13 protein-coding genes are annotated in these 18,085 nt (G+C 65.9%); 3 read left to right on the top strand and 10 right to left on the bottom strand.

The annotated features are described in order from the left end of the window. Positions 1 to 109 precede the first annotated feature (109 nt). Both F4Y72_11360 and yaaA read left to right on the top strand, forming a co-directional pair. Entirely contained in the window at positions 110 to 1,420 is a 1,311-nt protein-coding gene (locus F4Y72_11360) for a DUF21 domain-containing protein (GenBank protein ID MXZ28882.1), read from the top strand. Between the two features lie 2 nt (positions 1,421 to 1,422). Next, the gene (gene yaaA / locus F4Y72_11355) at positions 1,423 to 2,196 is read left to right on the top strand and encodes a peroxide stress protein YaaA (GenBank protein ID MXZ28881.1); all 774 of its coding nucleotides are present in this window, start codon (positions 1,423 to 1,425) and stop codon (positions 2,194 to 2,196) included. On the opposite strand, the gene F4Y72_11350 is transcribed toward yaaA, so the two are convergent. Further along, complete coding sequence (locus F4Y72_11350; protein ID MXZ28880.1) at positions 2,193 to 3,110, bottom strand: kinase; 918 nt, start codon at positions 3,108 to 3,110, stop codon at positions 2,193 to 2,195. The two genes, yaaA and F4Y72_11350, sit on opposite strands and share 4 nt — an antisense overlap. Before the next feature lie 28 nt (positions 3,111 to 3,138). After that, positions 3,139 to 4,545 carry a DNA repair protein RadA gene (gene radA / locus F4Y72_11345; GenBank protein ID MXZ28879.1) on the bottom strand — a complete coding sequence of 469 codons (1,407 nt, stop codon included), beginning with the start codon at positions 4,543 to 4,545 and terminating at the stop codon, positions 3,139 to 3,141. Between the two features lie 82 nt (positions 4,546 to 4,627). Between radA and F4Y72_11340 the strand changes: the two genes are divergently transcribed. Continuing rightward, positions 4,628 to 6,367 (top strand): phosphoenolpyruvate carboxykinase (GTP), encoded by a 1,740-nt coding sequence (locus tag F4Y72_11340; protein MXZ28878.1) that lies wholly within the window; start codon positions 4,628 to 4,630, stop codon positions 6,365 to 6,367. 26 nt (positions 6,368 to 6,393) lie between these two features. Here the strand turns inward: F4Y72_11340 and dusA are convergent, their stop codons facing one another. From dusA to F4Y72_11300, 8 genes are all read right to left on the bottom strand, one after another. Further along, entirely contained in the window at positions 6,394 to 7,383 is a 990-nt protein-coding gene (gene dusA, locus F4Y72_11335) for a tRNA dihydrouridine(20/20a) synthase DusA (GenBank protein ID MXZ28877.1), read from the bottom strand. Then, positions 7,373 to 8,515: a carboxylate-amine ligase gene (locus F4Y72_11330; GenBank protein ID MXZ28876.1), complete on the bottom strand. Its 1,143-nt coding sequence runs from the start codon at positions 8,513 to 8,515 to the stop codon at positions 7,373 to 7,375. Before F4Y72_11330 ends, dusA begins: the two co-directional genes overlap by 11 nt. A gap of 56 nt (positions 8,516 to 8,571) precedes the next feature. Beyond that, a complete protein-coding gene (gene alaS / locus F4Y72_11325) occupies positions 8,572 to 11,202 on the bottom strand; it encodes an alanine--tRNA ligase (protein MXZ28875.1) in 2,631 nt (876 codons plus the stop codon). After that, entirely contained in the window at positions 11,199 to 11,588 is a 390-nt protein-coding gene (locus tag F4Y72_11320; protein MXZ28874.1) for a regulatory protein RecX, read from the bottom strand. The genes alaS and F4Y72_11320 overlap by 4 nt, the downstream gene beginning before the upstream one ends. A gap of 67 nt (positions 11,589 to 11,655) precedes the next feature. After that, positions 11,656 to 12,684: a recombinase RecA gene (gene recA / locus F4Y72_11315; protein ID MXZ28873.1), complete on the bottom strand. Its 1,029-nt coding sequence runs from the start codon at positions 12,682 to 12,684 to the stop codon at positions 11,656 to 11,658. Between the two features lie 136 nt (positions 12,685 to 12,820). Then, on the bottom strand, positions 12,821 to 13,324 hold the full coding sequence (locus tag F4Y72_11310) for a nicotinamide-nucleotide amidohydrolase family protein (GenBank protein ID MXZ28872.1): 504 nt from the start codon (positions 13,322 to 13,324) through the stop codon (positions 12,821 to 12,823). Next, on the bottom strand, positions 13,305 to 15,962 hold the full coding sequence (mutS, locus tag F4Y72_11305) for a DNA mismatch repair protein MutS (GenBank protein ID MXZ28871.1): 2,658 nt from the start codon (positions 15,960 to 15,962) through the stop codon (positions 13,305 to 13,307). The genes F4Y72_11310 and mutS overlap by 20 nt, the downstream gene beginning before the upstream one ends. Positions 15,963 to 15,986: 24 nt before the next feature. After that, complete coding sequence (locus F4Y72_11300; protein MXZ28870.1) at positions 15,987 to 18,080, bottom strand: 3-hydroxyacyl-CoA dehydrogenase; 2,094 nt, start codon at positions 18,078 to 18,080, stop codon at positions 15,987 to 15,989. Between the last annotated feature and the right edge of the window lie 5 nt (positions 18,081 to 18,085).

The raw sequence follows: 18,085 nt of genomic DNA, 5'->3' as shown, positions 1-18,085 counted from the left end.
ACGCACTTGCGACGAGGGCGGGACGCCCGCTCTCCCGGCATGAATACTTGACATCGGCCGCCCGCTCATGTTCTCCTAGCCGGCGTGTTTGGCTACCTCGTAACTCGTTTTGAGTAGCGACGACATCCCACTACCTGCCCTGCTGGGCATCTTCTTTCTGTTGCTGGCCCTGTCGGCCTTTTTCTCCGGCACCGAGACCGCGCTTATGCGGGTCAATCGGTACAAGCTCAGGCATCGCGCCCGCGAAGGGCATCGCGGCGCGCAGCTTGCGGAACGGCTGTTGACCCGGCCCGACCGGCTGCTCGGGCTGATCCTGTTCGGCAACAACCTGGTGAACTTCTTCGCCGCGTTCATCTGGACGCTGCTTTTCCTGCGTGTCTTCGGCATGATGGGTGCGTTGGCCGGAACGATACTGCTGACGCTGATCGTGCTGGTCTTCGCCGAGATCACGCCGAAAACATGGGCGGCGGCGCGGCCGGAAAGACTGGCGCTCGTGGCCAGCCGCATCTACCACCCGCTGCAGAAGCTGCTGGGGCCGATCGTCTGGTCCGTCAACCTGATAGCCGGGTTCCTGGTGCGCCTGACCGGAACGCGCCCGGACAGGGACGAGGGGCAGGAACTCACCGTGGCGGAACTCCGCACGCTGGTTACCGAGTCCGGCGGCCGCATTCCCAACCGCCGCCGGCAGATGCTGCTGGCCGTGCTGGAACTTGAAGCGCTGACCATCGAGGACATCATGACGCCGCGCGGCGAGATCGAGGGCATTGACCTGAAAGAGGAATGGCCGGAGGTCGTGCGACAGCTTCGGGCCAGCAGCCACTCCGTACTCCCGTGCTACCGCGGGCAACTGGACAACGTGGCGGGCATGCTGCACGTGCGCAAGCTGTTTCAGGCCAACGGCTCCAACGGCCTGAATCGCCGCCGTCTCGAGAATTTCCTCGAAACGCCGCACTACGTGTTCGAGCACACCTCGCTTACCCGAATGTTCTCCGACTTTCGCCGCGGCGGCGGCGCAAGCTCCCTGGTCGTGGACGAGTACGGCGACATCCAGGGCCTTGTGAGCGTGCAGGACCTGCTGCACGAAATTTCCGGCGGCCTTATCGGCGACAGTTCGCAGGAAGCGGATGAGAACGAGGTTCAGCCGGACGGCAACGGCGGCTGGCTGGTGGACGCCGGCGCCAACATACGGCTGCTGAACCGCCGCATGAGCTGGCGCCTGCCGACCTATGGCCCCAAGACGCTCAACGGCCTGATCCTGGACAAATTGGGTAATATTCCGCAACAGGGACAATGTCTGGAACTGGGCGGTTTTCCGATGGAAGTGCTGGAAACGTCCGAAAACGCCGTTGATCGCGTGCGCGTCATGCAGGCCACGGTGCCGGCCGATCCCCCGACATCCGCCACACAAACCGGAATCTAGAAATGCTCGCCATCCTGTCCCCCGCCAAGTCACTCGATTTTGAGTCGCGCCTGCCGCGCGGCCGACACACCATCCCGGATTTCCTTGAAGATTCCGCCAGCCTGGTGGAGCGCTTGCGCGAGTTCAAGGCCCCAGGGCTCTCGCACATGATGGGCATCAGCGACAAGCTGGCGGAACTGAACGTCGATCGCTACTCGGCCTGGAAGCAGCCGTTCAGCCGAAGGAACGCCCGCCCGGCGGTCCTGGCTTTCAACGGCGACGCCTACCAGGGCCTGCGCGCCTGGGAGTTTTCGGGACGCGATCTTGGCTGGGCGCAGCGCCACCTGCGCATTCTTTCCGGTCTGCACGGTGTGCTGCGCCCGCTGGACCTGATCCAGCCGTACCGCCTGGAGATGTCCACGCCTTTGAGCACGGCTGCCGGTTCCAACCTCTACGACTTCTGGGGCGACCGCCTGACGGATTCCGTCCGGGAAGCGGTGGAAGCCAGCGGCACGCCGGTGCTGGTCAACCTGGCGTCCAAGGAGTACTTCAGCGCGGTGGATCTTTCGAACGTGGGCGGTCGGGTCATCTCCCCGCGTTTCCTCGACTTCCGCAGCGGCAAGTACCGTTTCGTGAGTTTCCTCGGCAAGCGGGCGCGCGGCATGATGGCGCGCTTCATCATCGAGCGGCGCATGCGCTTCGCCAAGGGCCTGCTGGAATTCTCCGAGGCCGGCTACCGCTACGATCCCGAGCGCTCCACCCGCGACCAACCTACTTTCATTCGCGACCCTATCTAGTCCCGCCGGGGTGACCGTTCCCGCCAGCTGATCCCGGTCATGCGGTGGCTCTCGTCGACGTCGATCACCGCGTCCGCGTAATCCGGCATCGTTTTCAGCATATGGCGCGTCAGCCGCTCGTAATGCTGGACGAAATGCGCAATCTCCCCGTCTGACATCCCCGGCGGCTTTGCCCGTATGCGGGACTCGCCGCGAAGGCGGTGACGGAGCTTCTTTTCCTGCAGCCGGCGCCATTCGAGGACTTTTTCGAAGTTCGGGACGCGCAGCATGACCAGCAAGTCGAGCCTCCCGTACAGGCTGGCGTAATCGGTCCGCAGGCGTTCGTTGACGTAAAGGCGCCATCGTCCCGAGCGGTCCCTTTCGGCTTCCAGCGCGTTCACGGGTTCGTCGAGTGCCCCCGGCGGTTGTGGCCGCACTCCCACACACCAGCCCTCGAACAGGACGACATCGACCGGTGCGTTGACTACCGGCCATTGGCTGGCTGGCGCACGATCATCGAGCGCCTTGTCGAACACCGGCAAGGCAACGGTCCGTTCATGATCCGTGTCGATAAGCGAATCGAGCAGATCCTCCGCCCGCGCAACGTCGTGGGTGCCCGGAACACCGCGCGTTTCGAGCAGCGAGTGCACGTTTCGGGACAATTCCCGTCGCTCGGCCTTGCGCAGGTACAAACCATCAAGCGACAGGCACGCCGTTGCCAGACCCAACTCTCGCTCCAGCCAGTCACTCAGAACCAACGCCAGCGTAGTCTTGCCCGAACCCTGCGCCCCGCTGATGCCGACAATCAGCGGTTGCCCGTTGAGCCGATGAGAGTCGCAGAGGCGCTTGGCAAGCGGAACAACGACCATGCCGACGGCCTCGGCATAGTCCGACGGCAGCCTGTGCCTTGCAATGAAGTCCTCGAGCCAGTCCATCACCGGCCCGCGACCGCGTCGAAACCGGTCACGAGGTGCGTCCGAGGACGTCCAGCGCCTCGCCGAGACGATTGACGCCTGTAACTTTCATGCCTTGTATCGGCTCGCGCGGCCGATTGGCCGAAGGAATCAGGGCCCGCTTGAAACCCAGCTTGGCGGCTTCACGCAGTCGTTCTTCCCCGTACGGCGCAGGCCGGACTTCGCCCGACAGCCCCAGTTCGCCGAACAGCACCAAACCGTCGGGCAGGGGCTGGTCGCGAACGCTGGACCATATTGCCGCGGCAACCGCCAGGTCCGCGGCCGTTTCGCCGATACGCAGGCCGCCGACATAGTTCACGAATACGTCGCGCTCGTAGGCCGCCACGCCGGAATGCCGCGCCAGCACGGCCATCAGCATGGCCAGGCGATTGTGATCCATGCCGGGGCTGACGCGGCGGGCCATGCCGGCGCCGGCGTCCGATACCAGCGCCTGGACTTCCAGCAGCATCGGCCGGGTGCCTTCGTGACTTGCCGTAACTGCGCTTCCAGGCGCACCTTGCTGCCGGCCGGTCAGGAAGATCGCCGAGGGATTGCGCACCTGCTTCAGCCCCGCGGAGTCCATGACGAACACGCCCAGTTCGTTGACCGCGCCGAAGCGGTTCTTGACCGACCGCAGCACGCGGAACCGGCTCCCGGACTCGCTTTCGAAATACAGCACCACGTCCACCATGTGCTCCAGCATGCGGGGTCCGGCGATCTGGCCCTCCTTGGTCACATGCCCCACCAGGGTAACGGCGATTCCGCGGGTCTTGGCCAGCCGCACCAGCGCGGCCGTGCATTCGCGCAGTTGCACCGGCGAGCCGGGCGTGGAATTGACGTCGTTCAGGCTCAGGGTCTGCACGGAATCGATGATCAGCCATGCAGGCCGTTCCGCCTCGACCGCCGCAAGCACGGCATCCAGCGATGTCTCGGCGATGGCGCGCACGCCGGCGTCGGCAAGTCCGAGCCGCCGCGAACGCAGGGAAAGCTGCTCCAGTGACTCCTCGCCGCTTACGTAGAGCGTTTGCGCGCTCGCCGGATTGCCGCCCGCCACCTGCAGAAGAATGGTGGACTTGCCGATCCCGGGATCGCCACCGAGCAGCACGACCGAACCCTTCACCAGGCCGCCGCCCAGGACCCGGTCGAACTCGGCCAGTCCCGTGGGCATGCGCTGGCCCGGCTGCGCGGCCACTTCGTTCAGTCGCACCACCTCGGCAGCGGCGGGTTTGCGGGATTTCCCTCCCGAGCGTGCGGGTGCGGCGGGCGCCTCGCGCAGCGTGTTCCACGCGCCGCAGGCCCCGCATTGCCCCTGCCACTTGAGGCTCTCCGCCCCGCATTCGGAGCAAAAGTACAAGGCGTTCTTCACTGGTTTGACACTGTCCCGGTGGGGGCGGACACTCTTTGGGGAAACTGCCATTATCGCCATAGGCGCCCACCCGGAGGCGTAAATCGTATATTCTTGCGCTCTTCACGCGCCGAACGGTTACATAACCGGAGTGATTCCCAATACTGCTTCCAGCGCCCGTCAGTGGGTGGAGGAGGTTGCTCGCCTTACGCGGCCCGACCGCGTTCACTGGTGCGACGGCTCCCGGGAAGAATACGATGCGCTCGTAGCGCAGTTGGTGCGCGATGGCGGGCTGATCCCCATAAACGACGGGCAGTTCGAGGATTGCTATCTGCATCGCTCCGATCCTTCCGACGTGGCCCGGGTAGAGAACCTCACCTTTATCTGCACTGCGGATCGCGAGGACGCAGGCCCCAACAACAAATGGATGGCCCCGAACGAGGCGCACCGGATGCTGGACGGGCTGTTCGAGGACTGCATGCAGGGGCGCACGATGTACGTGATTCCCTACTGTATGGGACCGATCAACTCGCCGTATGCGCGTTGCGGGATCGAGGTCACCGACAGCGCCTACGTCGCGGTGAACATGTACCTGATGACACGCATGGGCGCACAGGCGCTTGATCGAATCGAACGCGAGGGCAAATTCGTGAAGGGGATGCACTCGATCGGCGAACTCGATCCCGAGCGGCGCTACATCATGCATTTCCCGGAGGAACTGAGCATCCGAAGCTACGGTTCCGGCTATGGCGGCAATGCGCTGCTGGGCAAGAAATGTCACGCCCTGCGCATCGCAAGCTGGCAGGCGCGCCAGGAAGGCTGGCTGGCGGAGCACATGCTCATCGTGGAGATCGAGAATCCGGCGGGCGAGAAGCACTATGTCGCGGCTGCCTTTCCCTCGGCCTGCGGCAAGACCAACCTGGCGATGCTGATTCCGCCGAAGCAATTTCCCGGATGGCAGGTCCGGACCGTCGGCGACGACATCGCCTGGCTGCATCTCGACGACGACGGCGTGATGCGCGCCATCAACCCGGAAGCCGGCTATTTCGGCGTGGTACCCGGCACCAACCGCGACACCAACAACAACGCCTTCGAGATGCTCCAGCGGGACGCGATCTTCACCAATGTGGGGCTGAGCAGCGAAAAGGAGCCGTGGTGGGAAGGCCGCAAGTTCGGCGTCCCGGTGCTGAACTGGAAGGGAGAACCGATCAAGAGCGGTGAAAAGGCCGCGCACCCCAACTCCCGCTTCACCGTCTCGGCGCAATGCAATCCCAGCTATTCGCCCATGGCCGAACACGCGGCGGGCGTGCCCCTATCCGCGTTGATCTTCGGCGGGCGCCGGGCGAGGCTGGCGCCGCTGGTCATGGAGGCGCGCGACTGGCGCCACGGCGTGCTGATGGGCGCCGCCATGGCTTCGGAATCCACGGCCGCATCCAGCGACTCCGACAACGGACTGCGGCGCGACCCGATGGCCATGAAGCCGTTTTGCGGCTACAACTTCGCCGACTACTGGAAGCACTGGCTGAGTTTCAGCGGCCGCAGCGACAGGCTACCCGGGATATATCACGTCAACTGGTTCCGGCAGAACGAGGCGGGCGAGTACCTCTGGCCCGGATTCGGCGAGAACCTGCGTGTGCTCCAGTGGATTCTTGAGCGGCGCAAGGGACGGGCCGATGCGCGCGCAACGCCGGTGGGCAATCTGCCGCGGCGCGAGGACCTCAACCTTCAGGGGCTCGATATCGCTCCCGAGGCCATGGACGATCTGCTCGACGTGGACACGGCAGGCTGGCGCGAGGAAATGAGGAAAATCGCCGAGTACCTCGCCCAATACGGCGACCGCGTACCCGCCGAACTCTCCGCCGAACGCGCCCGCGTAGCCGCCGCCCTGGGCTAGGCCAGCGTCCCACTTTCCCGGCCGCCTCAGGCGGCGTAGCGCAAGCGATCGGGAACGCAGTCAAGCAGTACGCGTGCCTCGCCCGCGGGCGCCGACGCATGCCGCGCCAGGGTACGCCGCCAGTCGCCGGCGCCGGGTTTGCCCGAATAAAGGCCGGCCATGTGACGCGTGATGGCACCGAGCCTCACTCCGGTCTGCTCCTCGCGCCGGGCGTATTCCACCATGGCCGTAACGACCTGAACCCGGGTCCTCCGCTGCCGCGGCGCGCCGGGCAGCGCGGTGAGGAGCCAGGGATTGGAGTAGGCGGCGCGGCCAAGCATCACGCCGTCGACGCATTGCAGGTGCGACGCAATCTCGCTGCTGGCGCACACACCGCCATTGATGACGATGGGCAGGTCCGGCATGGCCTGCTTCAGCCGGTAAACAAACTCGTAGCGCAAGGGCGGCACGTTGCGATTCTCTTTGGGTGACAGGCCCTCAAGCACGGCGATGCGGGCGTGCACGATCAGGGCAGCGACTCCCGCTTCCTGCATCGCCCGCGCGAACGCCAGAAGATGCGAAAACTCCTGCCGGTGATTGGTGCCGATGCGAGTCTTGACCGTGACGGGCCGGCCCCCGGCCCGCCCGCGCATCGCGCGCACGCAATCCGCCACGCGTTCCGGTTCATGCATCAGGCAGGCGCCGAAACGGCCGGCTTTGACGCGGGAACTGGGACAGCCCACGTTCAGATTGATCTCGTCAAAGTCCGCCTGCGTGGCAAGCGCCGTCGCTTCCGCCAGCGTTTCGGGTTCGCTGCCTCCGAGTTGCAGAGCAAGGGGCCGCTCGGCGGGATGATGGCTCAGGAAGCGACCGTCGGTGGAATGGATGACGGCCTGCGCATGCACCATCTCCGTGTACAGGCCAGCCCCCGGCGCGAGCAGCCGGTGGAAATAGCGGCAGTGCCGGTCGGTGCGCTGCATCATGGGCGCCACCGAAACCCGGCAGGCGGCGGGAAACGACGACGTATCAGCAGCCATCCATCGTGGCCTCGACCAGGAAGCGCACGACCTCGCGCAGCGCTTCCTGTTCGCTGGCGCCTTCATCCAGGGCCCGGCGATAGGCGGCCAGTTGCAGGCTGGCGCTGGTGCCGCGCTCGAGAATCGTGCGCGCGTGTTCGATTTCCTGCTTGCAATCAAAGAACTCCGCGTCCTGGCGAACCATCGTGATCAGCTCGTCCAGCAAGTCGGAAAACGGCACCATCTCGCCCCTGCCGAAGTCCAGCAGGCTGTCGGTCGGCCCGTAACGCATCGCCCGCCAGCGGTTTTCCTCCAGCAGCAACAGGTTGTAGCTGCGCCAGCGGCTGTTGCTTACCCGCAGGCGCCACAGCATGCGGATCAGGCAGACGGTAAAGGCCGTCATGCATACCGTGTCCTCCACGAAAGTGCAGAGGTCGAAAATGCGCGTCTCCAGCGTCGGAAAGCGCGCGCTGGGCCGTACGTCCCACCAGATCATCGAGGAATCCTCGATGACATTGGCCTGCACCAGGGTCTCGATGTGGCGCTCGTAATCGCTCCAGCCGTTGAACTCTTCCGGCAGGCCGGTGCGCGGCAAGCCGGAGAAAATGGTCAGCCGAAAGCTGCTCAGGCCGGTGTCGTCACCCTCCCAGAACGGCGAGGAGCTGCTGAGTGCGAGCAGATGCGGCAGGAAATAGCGGAACTGGTTCATCAGGTCCACGCGCAGGTCCTTGTCCTCGATGCCCACGTGCACGTGCATCCCGCAAATCAGCATGCGCCTGGCGGTGGCCTGCATCTCCTTCTGCAGCGCCACATAGCGCTGCGACGGGGTCTGCTTCTGGTCGCGCCACAGCGCCGAGGGATGCGTGGAAGCGGCGATGATCCGCATCCCGAACTGCTCGGCCACCGCATTGATTTCCCGCCGCTGCCGGGTCAGTTCCCGGCGCACTTCCGCCACGTCCGCGCATACCTTGGTGGCGGTCTCCACCTGGGCCCGCATGAGTTCGTTGACGACCTGCCCCGTGACCTGTTCCTGGCAGGCCGGCATGAATCCGGCCGGCGGGTCCACCGCCAACTCGAGTGTTTCCGCGTCCACCAGGAGGTATTCCTCCTCGACGCCCAGCGTGAAGCTGGGCTGATCCCGCAACAGGCTCATATCATTCGATCCGGGCCGAAACGACCCCATTGTATTGCGCGGAAAGCCCGCGGGCGCTAGCCGGCGGTTTCGCCGAGGCGTTCCTCCAGCCATTCCGGCACGCCTTCGAGCGCCCGCTCGAGTTCCTCGCCGTCTGGCCCGCCGCCTTGCGCAAAGTCGGCCCGTCCGCCTCCCTTGCCGCCCAATCGTTCCGCGACGGCCCGAGCCAGATCGCGCGCCGGCACGCTATCCTGGACGCCCTTGCTCACACCGGCGACGATCCGCGCCTTGCCGCCATCGCGAGTGCCGAGAACCACCACTGCCGGCTCGTATCGATCCCGGTAGCGGTCCACCGCGTTGCGCATCGTTTCCATGTCGGCGTCGCCATCGAGTTGCATGGCCACGAGACTAATGCCGGAAATTTTCCTGACCGGCACGGACGCCGCGCCACCGCCCTCGGCCAGGCGCGCCCGCGCCTGCGCGAGGTTCTTTTCGAGTTCCCGGGCGCGCTTCATCAGCGCCCTCAGTTTTTCTTCCGAATCGTCGGCGCCGCCCTTGAGCAGTCCCGCCAAACGGCCCATCCGGTGACGCAGGTTGCGCACCCACTCGAAGGCCCCCGCACCCGTGAGCGCCTCGATGCGGCGCACGCCCGCGGCGACGGAGGATTCCGACACGATGGCGAACAGTCCGATGTCGCCGGTACGGCCCACATGCGTACCGCCGCACAGTTCCATGGAGTAATCGCCCAGCTTCAGCACCCGGACCTTTTCGGCATAGTCTTCGCCGGCCATCGACAAGGCGCCGGCCTCGATCGCCTCATCCATCGGCATCTCGGTGGTCACGGCCGGCTCGTTGGCGCGAATCTGCTCGTTGACTTCGTCCTCGATGCGCTCCAGGTCTTCCGGCGACACCGCTTCGAAATGCGAGAAATCGAAACGCAGGCGGCCCGGCGCCACCAGGGAGCCCTTCTGCGCCACGTGCTTCCCCAGCACATTGCGCAGCGCCGCGTTCATCAGGTGCGTGGCCGAATGGTTCAGAACGATGTCCCGGCGGCGCCCGGAGTCCACCGTGGCGGTCACCTCGTCGCCCACGCTCAGCGTCCCCTCGGCAATCACGCCGATGTGCGCGCGTCCTGCCGATGTCTGCTGCGTGTCCTGGACCTCAAAGCGCAGTCCCGGTCCGGCCAGTACTCCCGTGTCGCCTACCTGCCCGCCGCTTTCGGCATAGAACGGCGTGCGGTCCAGCACGATCGCCGCATTCGCGCCCCCGCCCACCTGCTCCGCTTCCTTCCCGTCAATACGGATCCCGATCACGCGGGCGGAATTCTCCAGGCGCTCGTACCCCGTAAACTCGCTCTCGGGGAAAATTGAGGGCGAGACGCCCTCGCCCCCGGACGGATCGTTTTGCTGCGCGCTCATGCCGGAAGAGCTGCGGGATCGCTCGCGTTGCCGGGCCATCGCGGCATCGTAACCGGGCATGTCCACGGCAAGGCCGCGCCCGCGCGCGATATCGGCGGTGAGGTCCACGGGGAAACCATAGGTGTCGTACAGGACGAAGGCCTTTTCGCCCGGAATCACCCCGTCGCGCACGTCCTCCAGAGTCCGGTTCAGGTAGCGCATTCCCTGCTCCAGGGTCGCCGCGAACCGCTCTTCCTCGGAACGCAGCACCCGCTCGGCCAGCTCGCGCGATTCCGCCAGTTCCGGAAAGGCCGCGCCCATCGCCTCTTCGATGGGTCCCAGCATCCGGTAAAGGAAGGCATCGCTGACGCCCAGATCGTGACCGTGGCGCAGCGCGCGCCGAATGATGCGGCGCAGTACGTAACCGCGGCCCTCATTGGACGGAAAAACGCCGTCGCCCACGAGAAAGGCCGCGGCGCGGGCATGATCGGCAATGACTTTCAGCGCGTTGGATCCATGATCATCCGTGCCCGTGATTTCGGCGGCGGCGGCGATCAGGTCGCGGAACAGGTCGATTTCGTAGTTGCTGCCGACGCCCTGCAACACGGCGGCCGTGCGCTCCAGCCCCATGCCGGTATCCACCGACGGCTTCGGCAGGTCGGTGAGATGACCTTCGGCGTCGCGGTCGGACTGCATGAACACGAGGTTCCAGATTTCCACGAAGCGGTCGCCTTCCTCCTCGGCGCTGCCCGGCGGGCCGCCGGCCACGTCCGGTCCGTGGTCGTAGAAGATCTCCGAGCAGGGGCCGCAGGGACCGGTATCGCCCATCGACCAGAAATTGCCGGAACCGCCCAGCCGAATGATCCGCGAATCATCGATCCCGGCCTCCTCGCGCCAGCAATGCGCCGCCTCGTCATCGTCCTCGTAGACGGTAACGAGAAGCTTCTCGGGCGGCAGGCCCAGGTCCCCGGTGACGAATTCCCAGGCCAGGCGGACGGCCTCCCGCTTGAAGTAGTCGCCGAAGCTGAAATTGCCCAGCATCTCGAAAAAAGTGTGGTGGCGAGAGGTGTAACCGACATTTTCCAGGTCGTTGTGCTTGCCCCCGGCCCTCAGGCAGCGCTGCACGGTCACGGCCCTCGGGTGCGGCGGCTGCTCGCGGCCGAGGAAGATGTCCTTGAATTGCACCATCCCGGCATTGGTGAACAGCAGCGTGGGATCATTGTGCGGCACCAGCGGCGAACCGGGCAGATGCCGGTGGTCGCGCCCGGTAAAGAACTCCACGAAGGAAGTGCGTATCTCGGCAGTCTTCATCGCACGGTTTCGTTCAGTACGGCGCGCGCCACCTGCCCCTCGGAAAACCCGCGCCCCCGCAGGAATCTCGCCTGGCGCGCCATGTCCTCCCGATTCCCGGGTGGCGGTTCACCAAAGCGGCGGCTGCGCGCGGCCGCGGCGCGCAGGTCCCAATCGACTTCCGCTTCTTTCAGGACCGCGTCGACCAATGGCGCATCCACGCCCCGCTCCTTCAGTTGCGCGCGAATCTTGAGGGGGCCCTGCCCGCGCTCCAGCCGGGAGCGCAGAAAAGCCTCGGCGAAACGTTCGTCGCTGACCAGATTGCGCCCCGCCAGTTCCTCCAGTACGGCCTCGATCGCCGAGGCCTCGTGGCCCCTTAATCTCAATTTGGCACGCAATTCCCGCATTGAATGCTCGCGCCTGGCCAGCAGGCGAAGCGCGGTATCCAGCAGGCCGTCGGAGCCGGCCGTACGTTCAGGCACTCGCAGCCTCTACCGGTTCCTCCGCTGTTTTTTCGGCGCCCCGGATCTGCGCTTCCAGTTCCTCGGCAACGTCCGGATTTTCGTGCAGGTAGCTGCGCGCCTTTTCCTTGCCCTGGCCGATATGCCCGTCCTTGTAGCTGTACCAGGCGCCCGATTTCACGATCAGGTTCTTCGACAGCCCCAGGTCGATGAGCTCGCCGGCTTTCGAGACGCCGTATTGGTCGCCGGTGAACAGAATGTCGAATTCCGCCATCTTGAACGGCGGCGCCAGCTTGTTCTTCACGACCTTCACCCGGGTGCGGTTGCCGATCACCTCGTCGCCCTGCTTGATCGCGCCGATTCGGCGGATGTCCAGTCGCACCGAGGAGTAGAACTTGAGCGCGTTGCCGCCGGTGGTGGTTTCCGGGTTGCCGAACATCACGCCGATCTTCATCCGCAACTGGTTGATGAAGATCACGATGGTGTTGGAGCGCTTGATGTTGCCGGTCAGCTTGCGCAGAGCCTGCGACATCAGCCGGGCCTGCAGCCCCACGTGGGTGTCGCCCATTTCGCCCTCGATCTCGGCCTTGGGTGTAAGCGCGGCGACGGAATCGACCACCACCACGTCCACCGCGCCGGAGCGCACCAGCATGTCGGTAATCTCCAGGGCCTGCTCACCCGTGTCGGGCTGCGAAACCAGCAGATCGTCCACATTGATGCCCAGGCGCCCGGCGTATATCGGATCCAGCGCATGTTCGGCGTCCACGAACGCGGCGGTGCCGCCCGCTTTCTGGCACTGCGCGACCACGCTGAGCGTAAGCGTCGTTTTACCGGAAGCCTCGGGACCGAAGATCTCCACCACCCGGCCGCGCGGCAGCCCACCGATCCCCAGGGCCAGGTCCAGCGCCAGGCTGCCGGTGGAAACGGATTCCACATCGTGCACGGCGCCCGCGCCGCCCAGGCGCATGACGGAGCCCTTGCCATACTGTTTTTCGATCTGCGACAGCGCCGCTTCCAGCGCCCGCTTGCGATTGTCATTCATGGTGCTCAAGTGCTCCCGCTCAGGTCCTGGTACCGAGATTATTCCATAGCCTCGGCGAATTGCACGGCGGCAATTCTCCGGGTTGAGCAGGTTTTTGGCAGACGCACCAGAAACCGTCGAAAAAAGGCCTTTCGCATCAGCCTCCGGCCGTCCCGTCGACGCGTTTCAGCAGCCCTTCCAGAGCATGCGCCACCGATTGTATCCGCACGGCGTGGCGGTCGCCGTCAAAGCGCATGGCTTCCGCCTCCCGAAGCCCGTTGCGGCCGGCCCAGGCAAAAAGCACCGTGCCCACCGGCCGCGCCGCCGTGCCGCCGGTGGGACCGGCGATGCCGGTCACCGCCAGGCTCCAGTCCGTCCGTCCGCGCTCAAGCGCGCCGGCGGCCATTTCCACCGCCGTTTCGGCGCTGACGGCGCCGAACTCGTCCAGTGTTTGCGAACTGACTCCCAGCAGGCGCTTCTTGGCGTCGTTGGAATACGTCACGAACCCGGCGTCAAACCAGCCCGAACTTCCCGGAAGTCCGGTGATCGCCTGCCCCACCCAGCCGCCCGTGCAGGACTCGGCCAGCGCCAGCGTCTCGCCCCGGTCCAGCAACAGGGCGCCCAGTTCACGTACAAGACGGCTAATCTCTTGTTCGGTCATCTTCTCCCCCGCTTACTCCTTTCAGTTCGAACAGAAGGTCCAGCGCCTCGCGCGGGCTGAGCTGTTCGGGATCCACCTCGGCCAGCAATTGCTCCGCCCTTGAACGATTCGCCTTGGGACGAAGGCGTCCGGTCTTCGCGGAGGGCGGGACGCCCTCCCGCACGGGGCCGGCGCCCTTTGTCCCGGGATCGAGCGTGAGCGGCAATTGCGCCTGCCCGCGCTCGATCAGCCGGCCGGAGCGCTGCTCGAGTTCCTCCAGCATCCCCTTCGCCGACGCTATGACCTGCCTGGGAACACCGGCCAATGCCGCCACCTGTAGCCCGTAACTGCGGTCCGCCGGACCGTCGCGCACGGAATACAGGAACACCAGCGTTCCGGCGTGCTCGACGGCGTCCAGGTGGACGTTTGCGCAGGCCGTCGCGGTTTCGGCCAGCGCGGTCAATTCGAAGTAGTGGGTCGCAAACAGGGTGAAGCTGCGCAGGCGCTCGGCGATATAACCGGCCGCCGCCCAGGCCAGAGAAAGGCCGTCGTAGGTGCTGGTGCCGCGACCCACCTCGTCCATCAGGACCAGGCTCTGTCCGGTGGCGTTGTGCAGGATGCTCGCTGTTTCGGTCATTTCCACCATGAAGGTGGAGCGTCCGCCGGCCAGGTCGTCGCCGGCGCCGATGCGCGTGAATATGCGGTCCAGCGGCCCGATCTCGGCCTCGGCCGCGGGAACGAAGCTGCCGATGTGCGCCAGTATCACGATCAGCGCGACCTGGCGCATGTAGGTGGACTTGCCGCCCATGTTGGGGCCGGTCACGATCAGCATGCGGGTATCGTCGTCCAGCGCCAGGTCGTTGGCGATGAACTCGGAATCCAGCGCGCGCTCGACTACCGGGTGGCGGCTGGCCTTCAGCCGAATCCCCGGCCGGTCGGTAAGTTCAGGCCTCGCGTAGCCCAGCTCCAGCGAGCGGGCGGCCAGGTTGACCAGCACGTCCGTCTCGGCCACGGCGGCCGCCAGGTCCTGCCAGACCGCGAGCCACCCGGACAGTTTCTCCAGCAATTCCTCGTACAGTCTCACCTCCAGTTCCTGGGCGCGTTCGCGCGCGCCCAGGACCCGGTGTTCGAAGCGCTTGAGTTCCGGCGTGATGTAGCGCTCGGAGTGCTTCAGTGTCTGGCGGCGGATGTAGTGCTCCGGCGCTTCCTCCGCCTGGCTGCGGCGAAGCTCGATGTAGTAACCGTGTACCCGGTTATAGCCCAGCTTCAGGTTGGCGATGCCGCTGCTCTCGCGTTCCTCCTTCTCCAGGTCCTGCAGAGCGGCGTCGGCGTTGCTGCTGACTTCGCGCAACTCGTCCAGCTCCCCGCTGTATCCGGCGGCGATCACCTCGCCGTCGCGAATTCTGGGGGCGGGATGCTCGACCAGCGCTTCCTCCAGCAGGCGCAGTCCGTCCGGCGGCGTTTCCATGCGCTCCGCCAGGGTTTGCACGAGCGGCGCGTCCAGCGCCGTGAGCCGCTCGCGCATCGCCGGCGCGGACTTCAGGGCGGACCGCAGCTGCTCCAGGTCGCGCGGACGGGCCGTGCGGATGGCCAGTCGCGCCAGTACGCGCTCGAGATCGCCGACTTCGCGGATCGACTCCCGCCACCCCTCCTGATCGCCGCACAATTCCTCCAGGGCCTGATACCGGAGCCGCAGGACCTCGTGGGAACGCAGCGGGCGATGGATCCAGCGCCGAATGAGCCGGCTGCCCATCGGAGTGGCGCAACGATCGACGACGCCGGCCAGCGTGTATTCGTCCCGCCCTGAAAGCGAACGGTCCAGTTCAAGGTTGCGCCGCGTGGCGGCATCCATCAGCAGCGCATCGCCGGGCCGCTCCACGTTGAGCGCGCGCACGTGAGGCAGGGCGCCACGCTGCGTGTCCCTGACGTAGTCCAGCAGGCATCCGGCGGCGGCGATCGCCCGGTCCATGTCCTCCACGCCGAAACCGTCGAGGTTATGCACGCGGAACTGGTCCTGAAGCGAACGCCGCGCGGAAGCGGCGCTGAATTGCCAGGTCCTCCGTTCATGAACCGCGGGCCGGCCGGGCAGCGCCTCCGGCAGCCGCGTTCCCTCGCCGACCAGCAATTCGGCGGGCCGCAATCGTTGCAGCTCGCCCTCAAGCTCTTCCAGTCCGCGGCATTCCGTGATCGAAAAACGGCCGGAACTCAACTCCATCCAGGCCAGCCCGTAACCGCCGTCCTTACCGTACAGGGCCGCTACCAGGTTTTCGGCACTGCTGTCGAGCAGGGCTTCCTCGGTCAGCGTGCCGGGAGTCACCAGCCGCACGACCTCGCGCTTTACCGGTCCGCCGGAGGGCGTGGGGCGACCGATTTGCTCGCAAATGGCTATCGATTCGCCCATTTGCGCCAGCCGGGCGATGTACGAATCGGCCGAATGCGCGGGCACGCCGGCCATCGGAATCGCTTCGCCGTTCGACTGTCCGCGAGTGGTCAGAACAATGTCCAGGAGCACGGCCGCGCGCTCGGCGTCGCCGTAAAACATCTCGTAGAAATCGCCCATGCGATAGAACAGCAGGGCATCGGGGTGCTTTGCCTTGATGCGCAGGTACTGCTGCATCATCGGCGTATGCCCCGCCAGCGGTCGCGCGCCGGCTGTCATGCGCTAGGGTTGTGTCTCACAAAACTAGCCGAATCCCCGCCCCGCCGCGGCTGCTTCGACCAGCCTTTGCGCCGGCGTCCAGCGGGCGCCGAACCGGTCGTGAAATCCGCGGATGTCCTTGAGCACCGCGTTCAGGCCCTGTTGCTCGGCGTAGTGCATGGGGCCGCCGCGCCAGGCCGGGAAGCCGTAACCGTAGACATAGACGATATCGATATCCGACGCCGCCCGGGCGACGCCTTCCTCCAGCAGCGCCGAGCCGACGTTCACGAGCGGGTACATGCATCGCTTGACGATCTCCTCGGCCCCCGCGGACGGTCCGCGCTCGTAGCCCAGTTCTGCCGCCAGTTCCTCGATCAGGCCGGCGACCCCGGGATCGGGTTCGGGAACCCGATTGCCGGGACTGTAGTTGTAGATGCCGCGACCGTTCTTCTGCCCGAAACGGTCCCGCTCGCAAAGGGCGTCGCCCAGGCGTTCGCCCGGCTTTCGCTCGTCAAGCGGCTTGCCGGCCAGCTCCCGGGCCCGCCAACCCAGGTCCAGGCCCACCAGGTCGGCCATCTGGAAAGGCCCCATGGGCAGCCCGAAATCCCGCAGCGCCGCATCGACCGACTCGGGCGGCGTGCCCTCGAACAGCAATTCAAAGGCCTCGAACATGTACCCCGACAACATGCGGTTGCCGATGAAACCGTGGCTGTTGGCCGACCACACGGGGATCTTCTTCATGCGCGATGCAAGCGAAAACGCGGTCGCGACAGTCTCCGGCGAACTGTGCCGGCCTTCGATGACCTCCACGAGGCGCATGATGTTGGCGGGGCTGAAGAAATGCATGCCCAGCACCTGCCCTGGCCGGCCGGTTGCCTCGGCCATCCGGTCGATGTCGAGATACGAGGTGTTGCTGGCGATGATCGCATCGCTGCCCAGGGTCCGGTCAAGGCGAGTGAAAATCTGCTTCTTGAGGTCCAGGTTCTCGTAGACGGCTTCCACCGCGAAGTCGGCCCCATCCAGCGCGCCGTAGTCCGTTGTGGGGGTAATCAGCCCCATGCAGCGCTCGGCGCCGCCCGGTGGAATCCGACCGCTCTTCTCCGAGCGCTGGAAGTTACTGCGCATCACGCCCACACCCCGCTCCAGCGCCTCCTCTCCCGTCTCCAGCACGGTCACCGGAATTCCCGCGATCGCGAAATTCATGGTGATGCCGCCGCCCATGGTGCCGCAGCCGATCACCGCGGCGCGCTCGACGGCGCGCGCGGGGGCCCCGCCGGCGCCCCTGGCCGCGGCGCGTTCGGAGAAGAACACGTGCGAGAGCGCCTTGCTCTGCGGGTTCTTCAGGCAACTGACGAACCGGCGCCGCTCCTCGGCCAGGCCGGCGTGAAAATCGTCCCGGCAGGCGACGGCCTGCTCGATGCACTGCACGATCAGCTCGGGCGAGTCGCGTCCCCGCATCCTTCGGGCAATCAACTGGCGCGCCGCCGCGAAGGCCTCGGCCGCCACTCCCGGCCAGGGGAGCTTGCCGGGCCCGGAGGAGATCTTTCGCACTGCCGCGCCTGCCGCCAGCAATTCCTCCGCATAAGCGCAGGCTGCTTCGGTCGGATCGCCTTCAAGCAGGCGGTCGGCCAGGCCCATTTCGAGCGCCCCGCGGGCGTTTACCGGCTTGCCGTCCAGGCACATCCGCAAGGCCTGTTCCACGCCCACCAGCCGTGGCGTCCGCTGGGTCCCGCCGGCCCCCGGAAGCAGCCCGATATTCACCTCCGGAAAGGCAAAGCGGGCGCGTCCGGAAACGGCCCGGTAATCGCAGGCCAGCGCAAGTTCCAGTCCGCCGCCGTACGCGACACCGTCCACCACCGCGATGACCGGCCTGGAACACGCGTCCAGCGCATCGCATATGGCGTTGAGCGAAGCCTCGGGGGCAGGCAGTTCGGACAGGCCGAACTCCTTGATGTCGGCGCCGGCGCACCAGGTCTTCAATCCGCTTGACAGCAGCAAGACGCCAACTGAATCATCGTGAGACGCGTCCCGGATCGCGTCCATGAGCGGCGTCCTCAGCCCTGCCCCGAGGGCGTTCACGGGCGGGGAATTCATTTCGATCAGCCGGACAGGGCCGCGATCGCTCACGTTCACCGTCATGATGC

It is taken from the genome of Gammaproteobacteria bacterium (assembly GCA_009838035.1).
Classification (GTDB): domain Bacteria; phylum Pseudomonadota; class Gammaproteobacteria; order Steroidobacterales; family Foliamicaceae; genus Foliamicus.
This window is presented reverse-complemented; position numbering and strand designations above follow the sequence as displayed.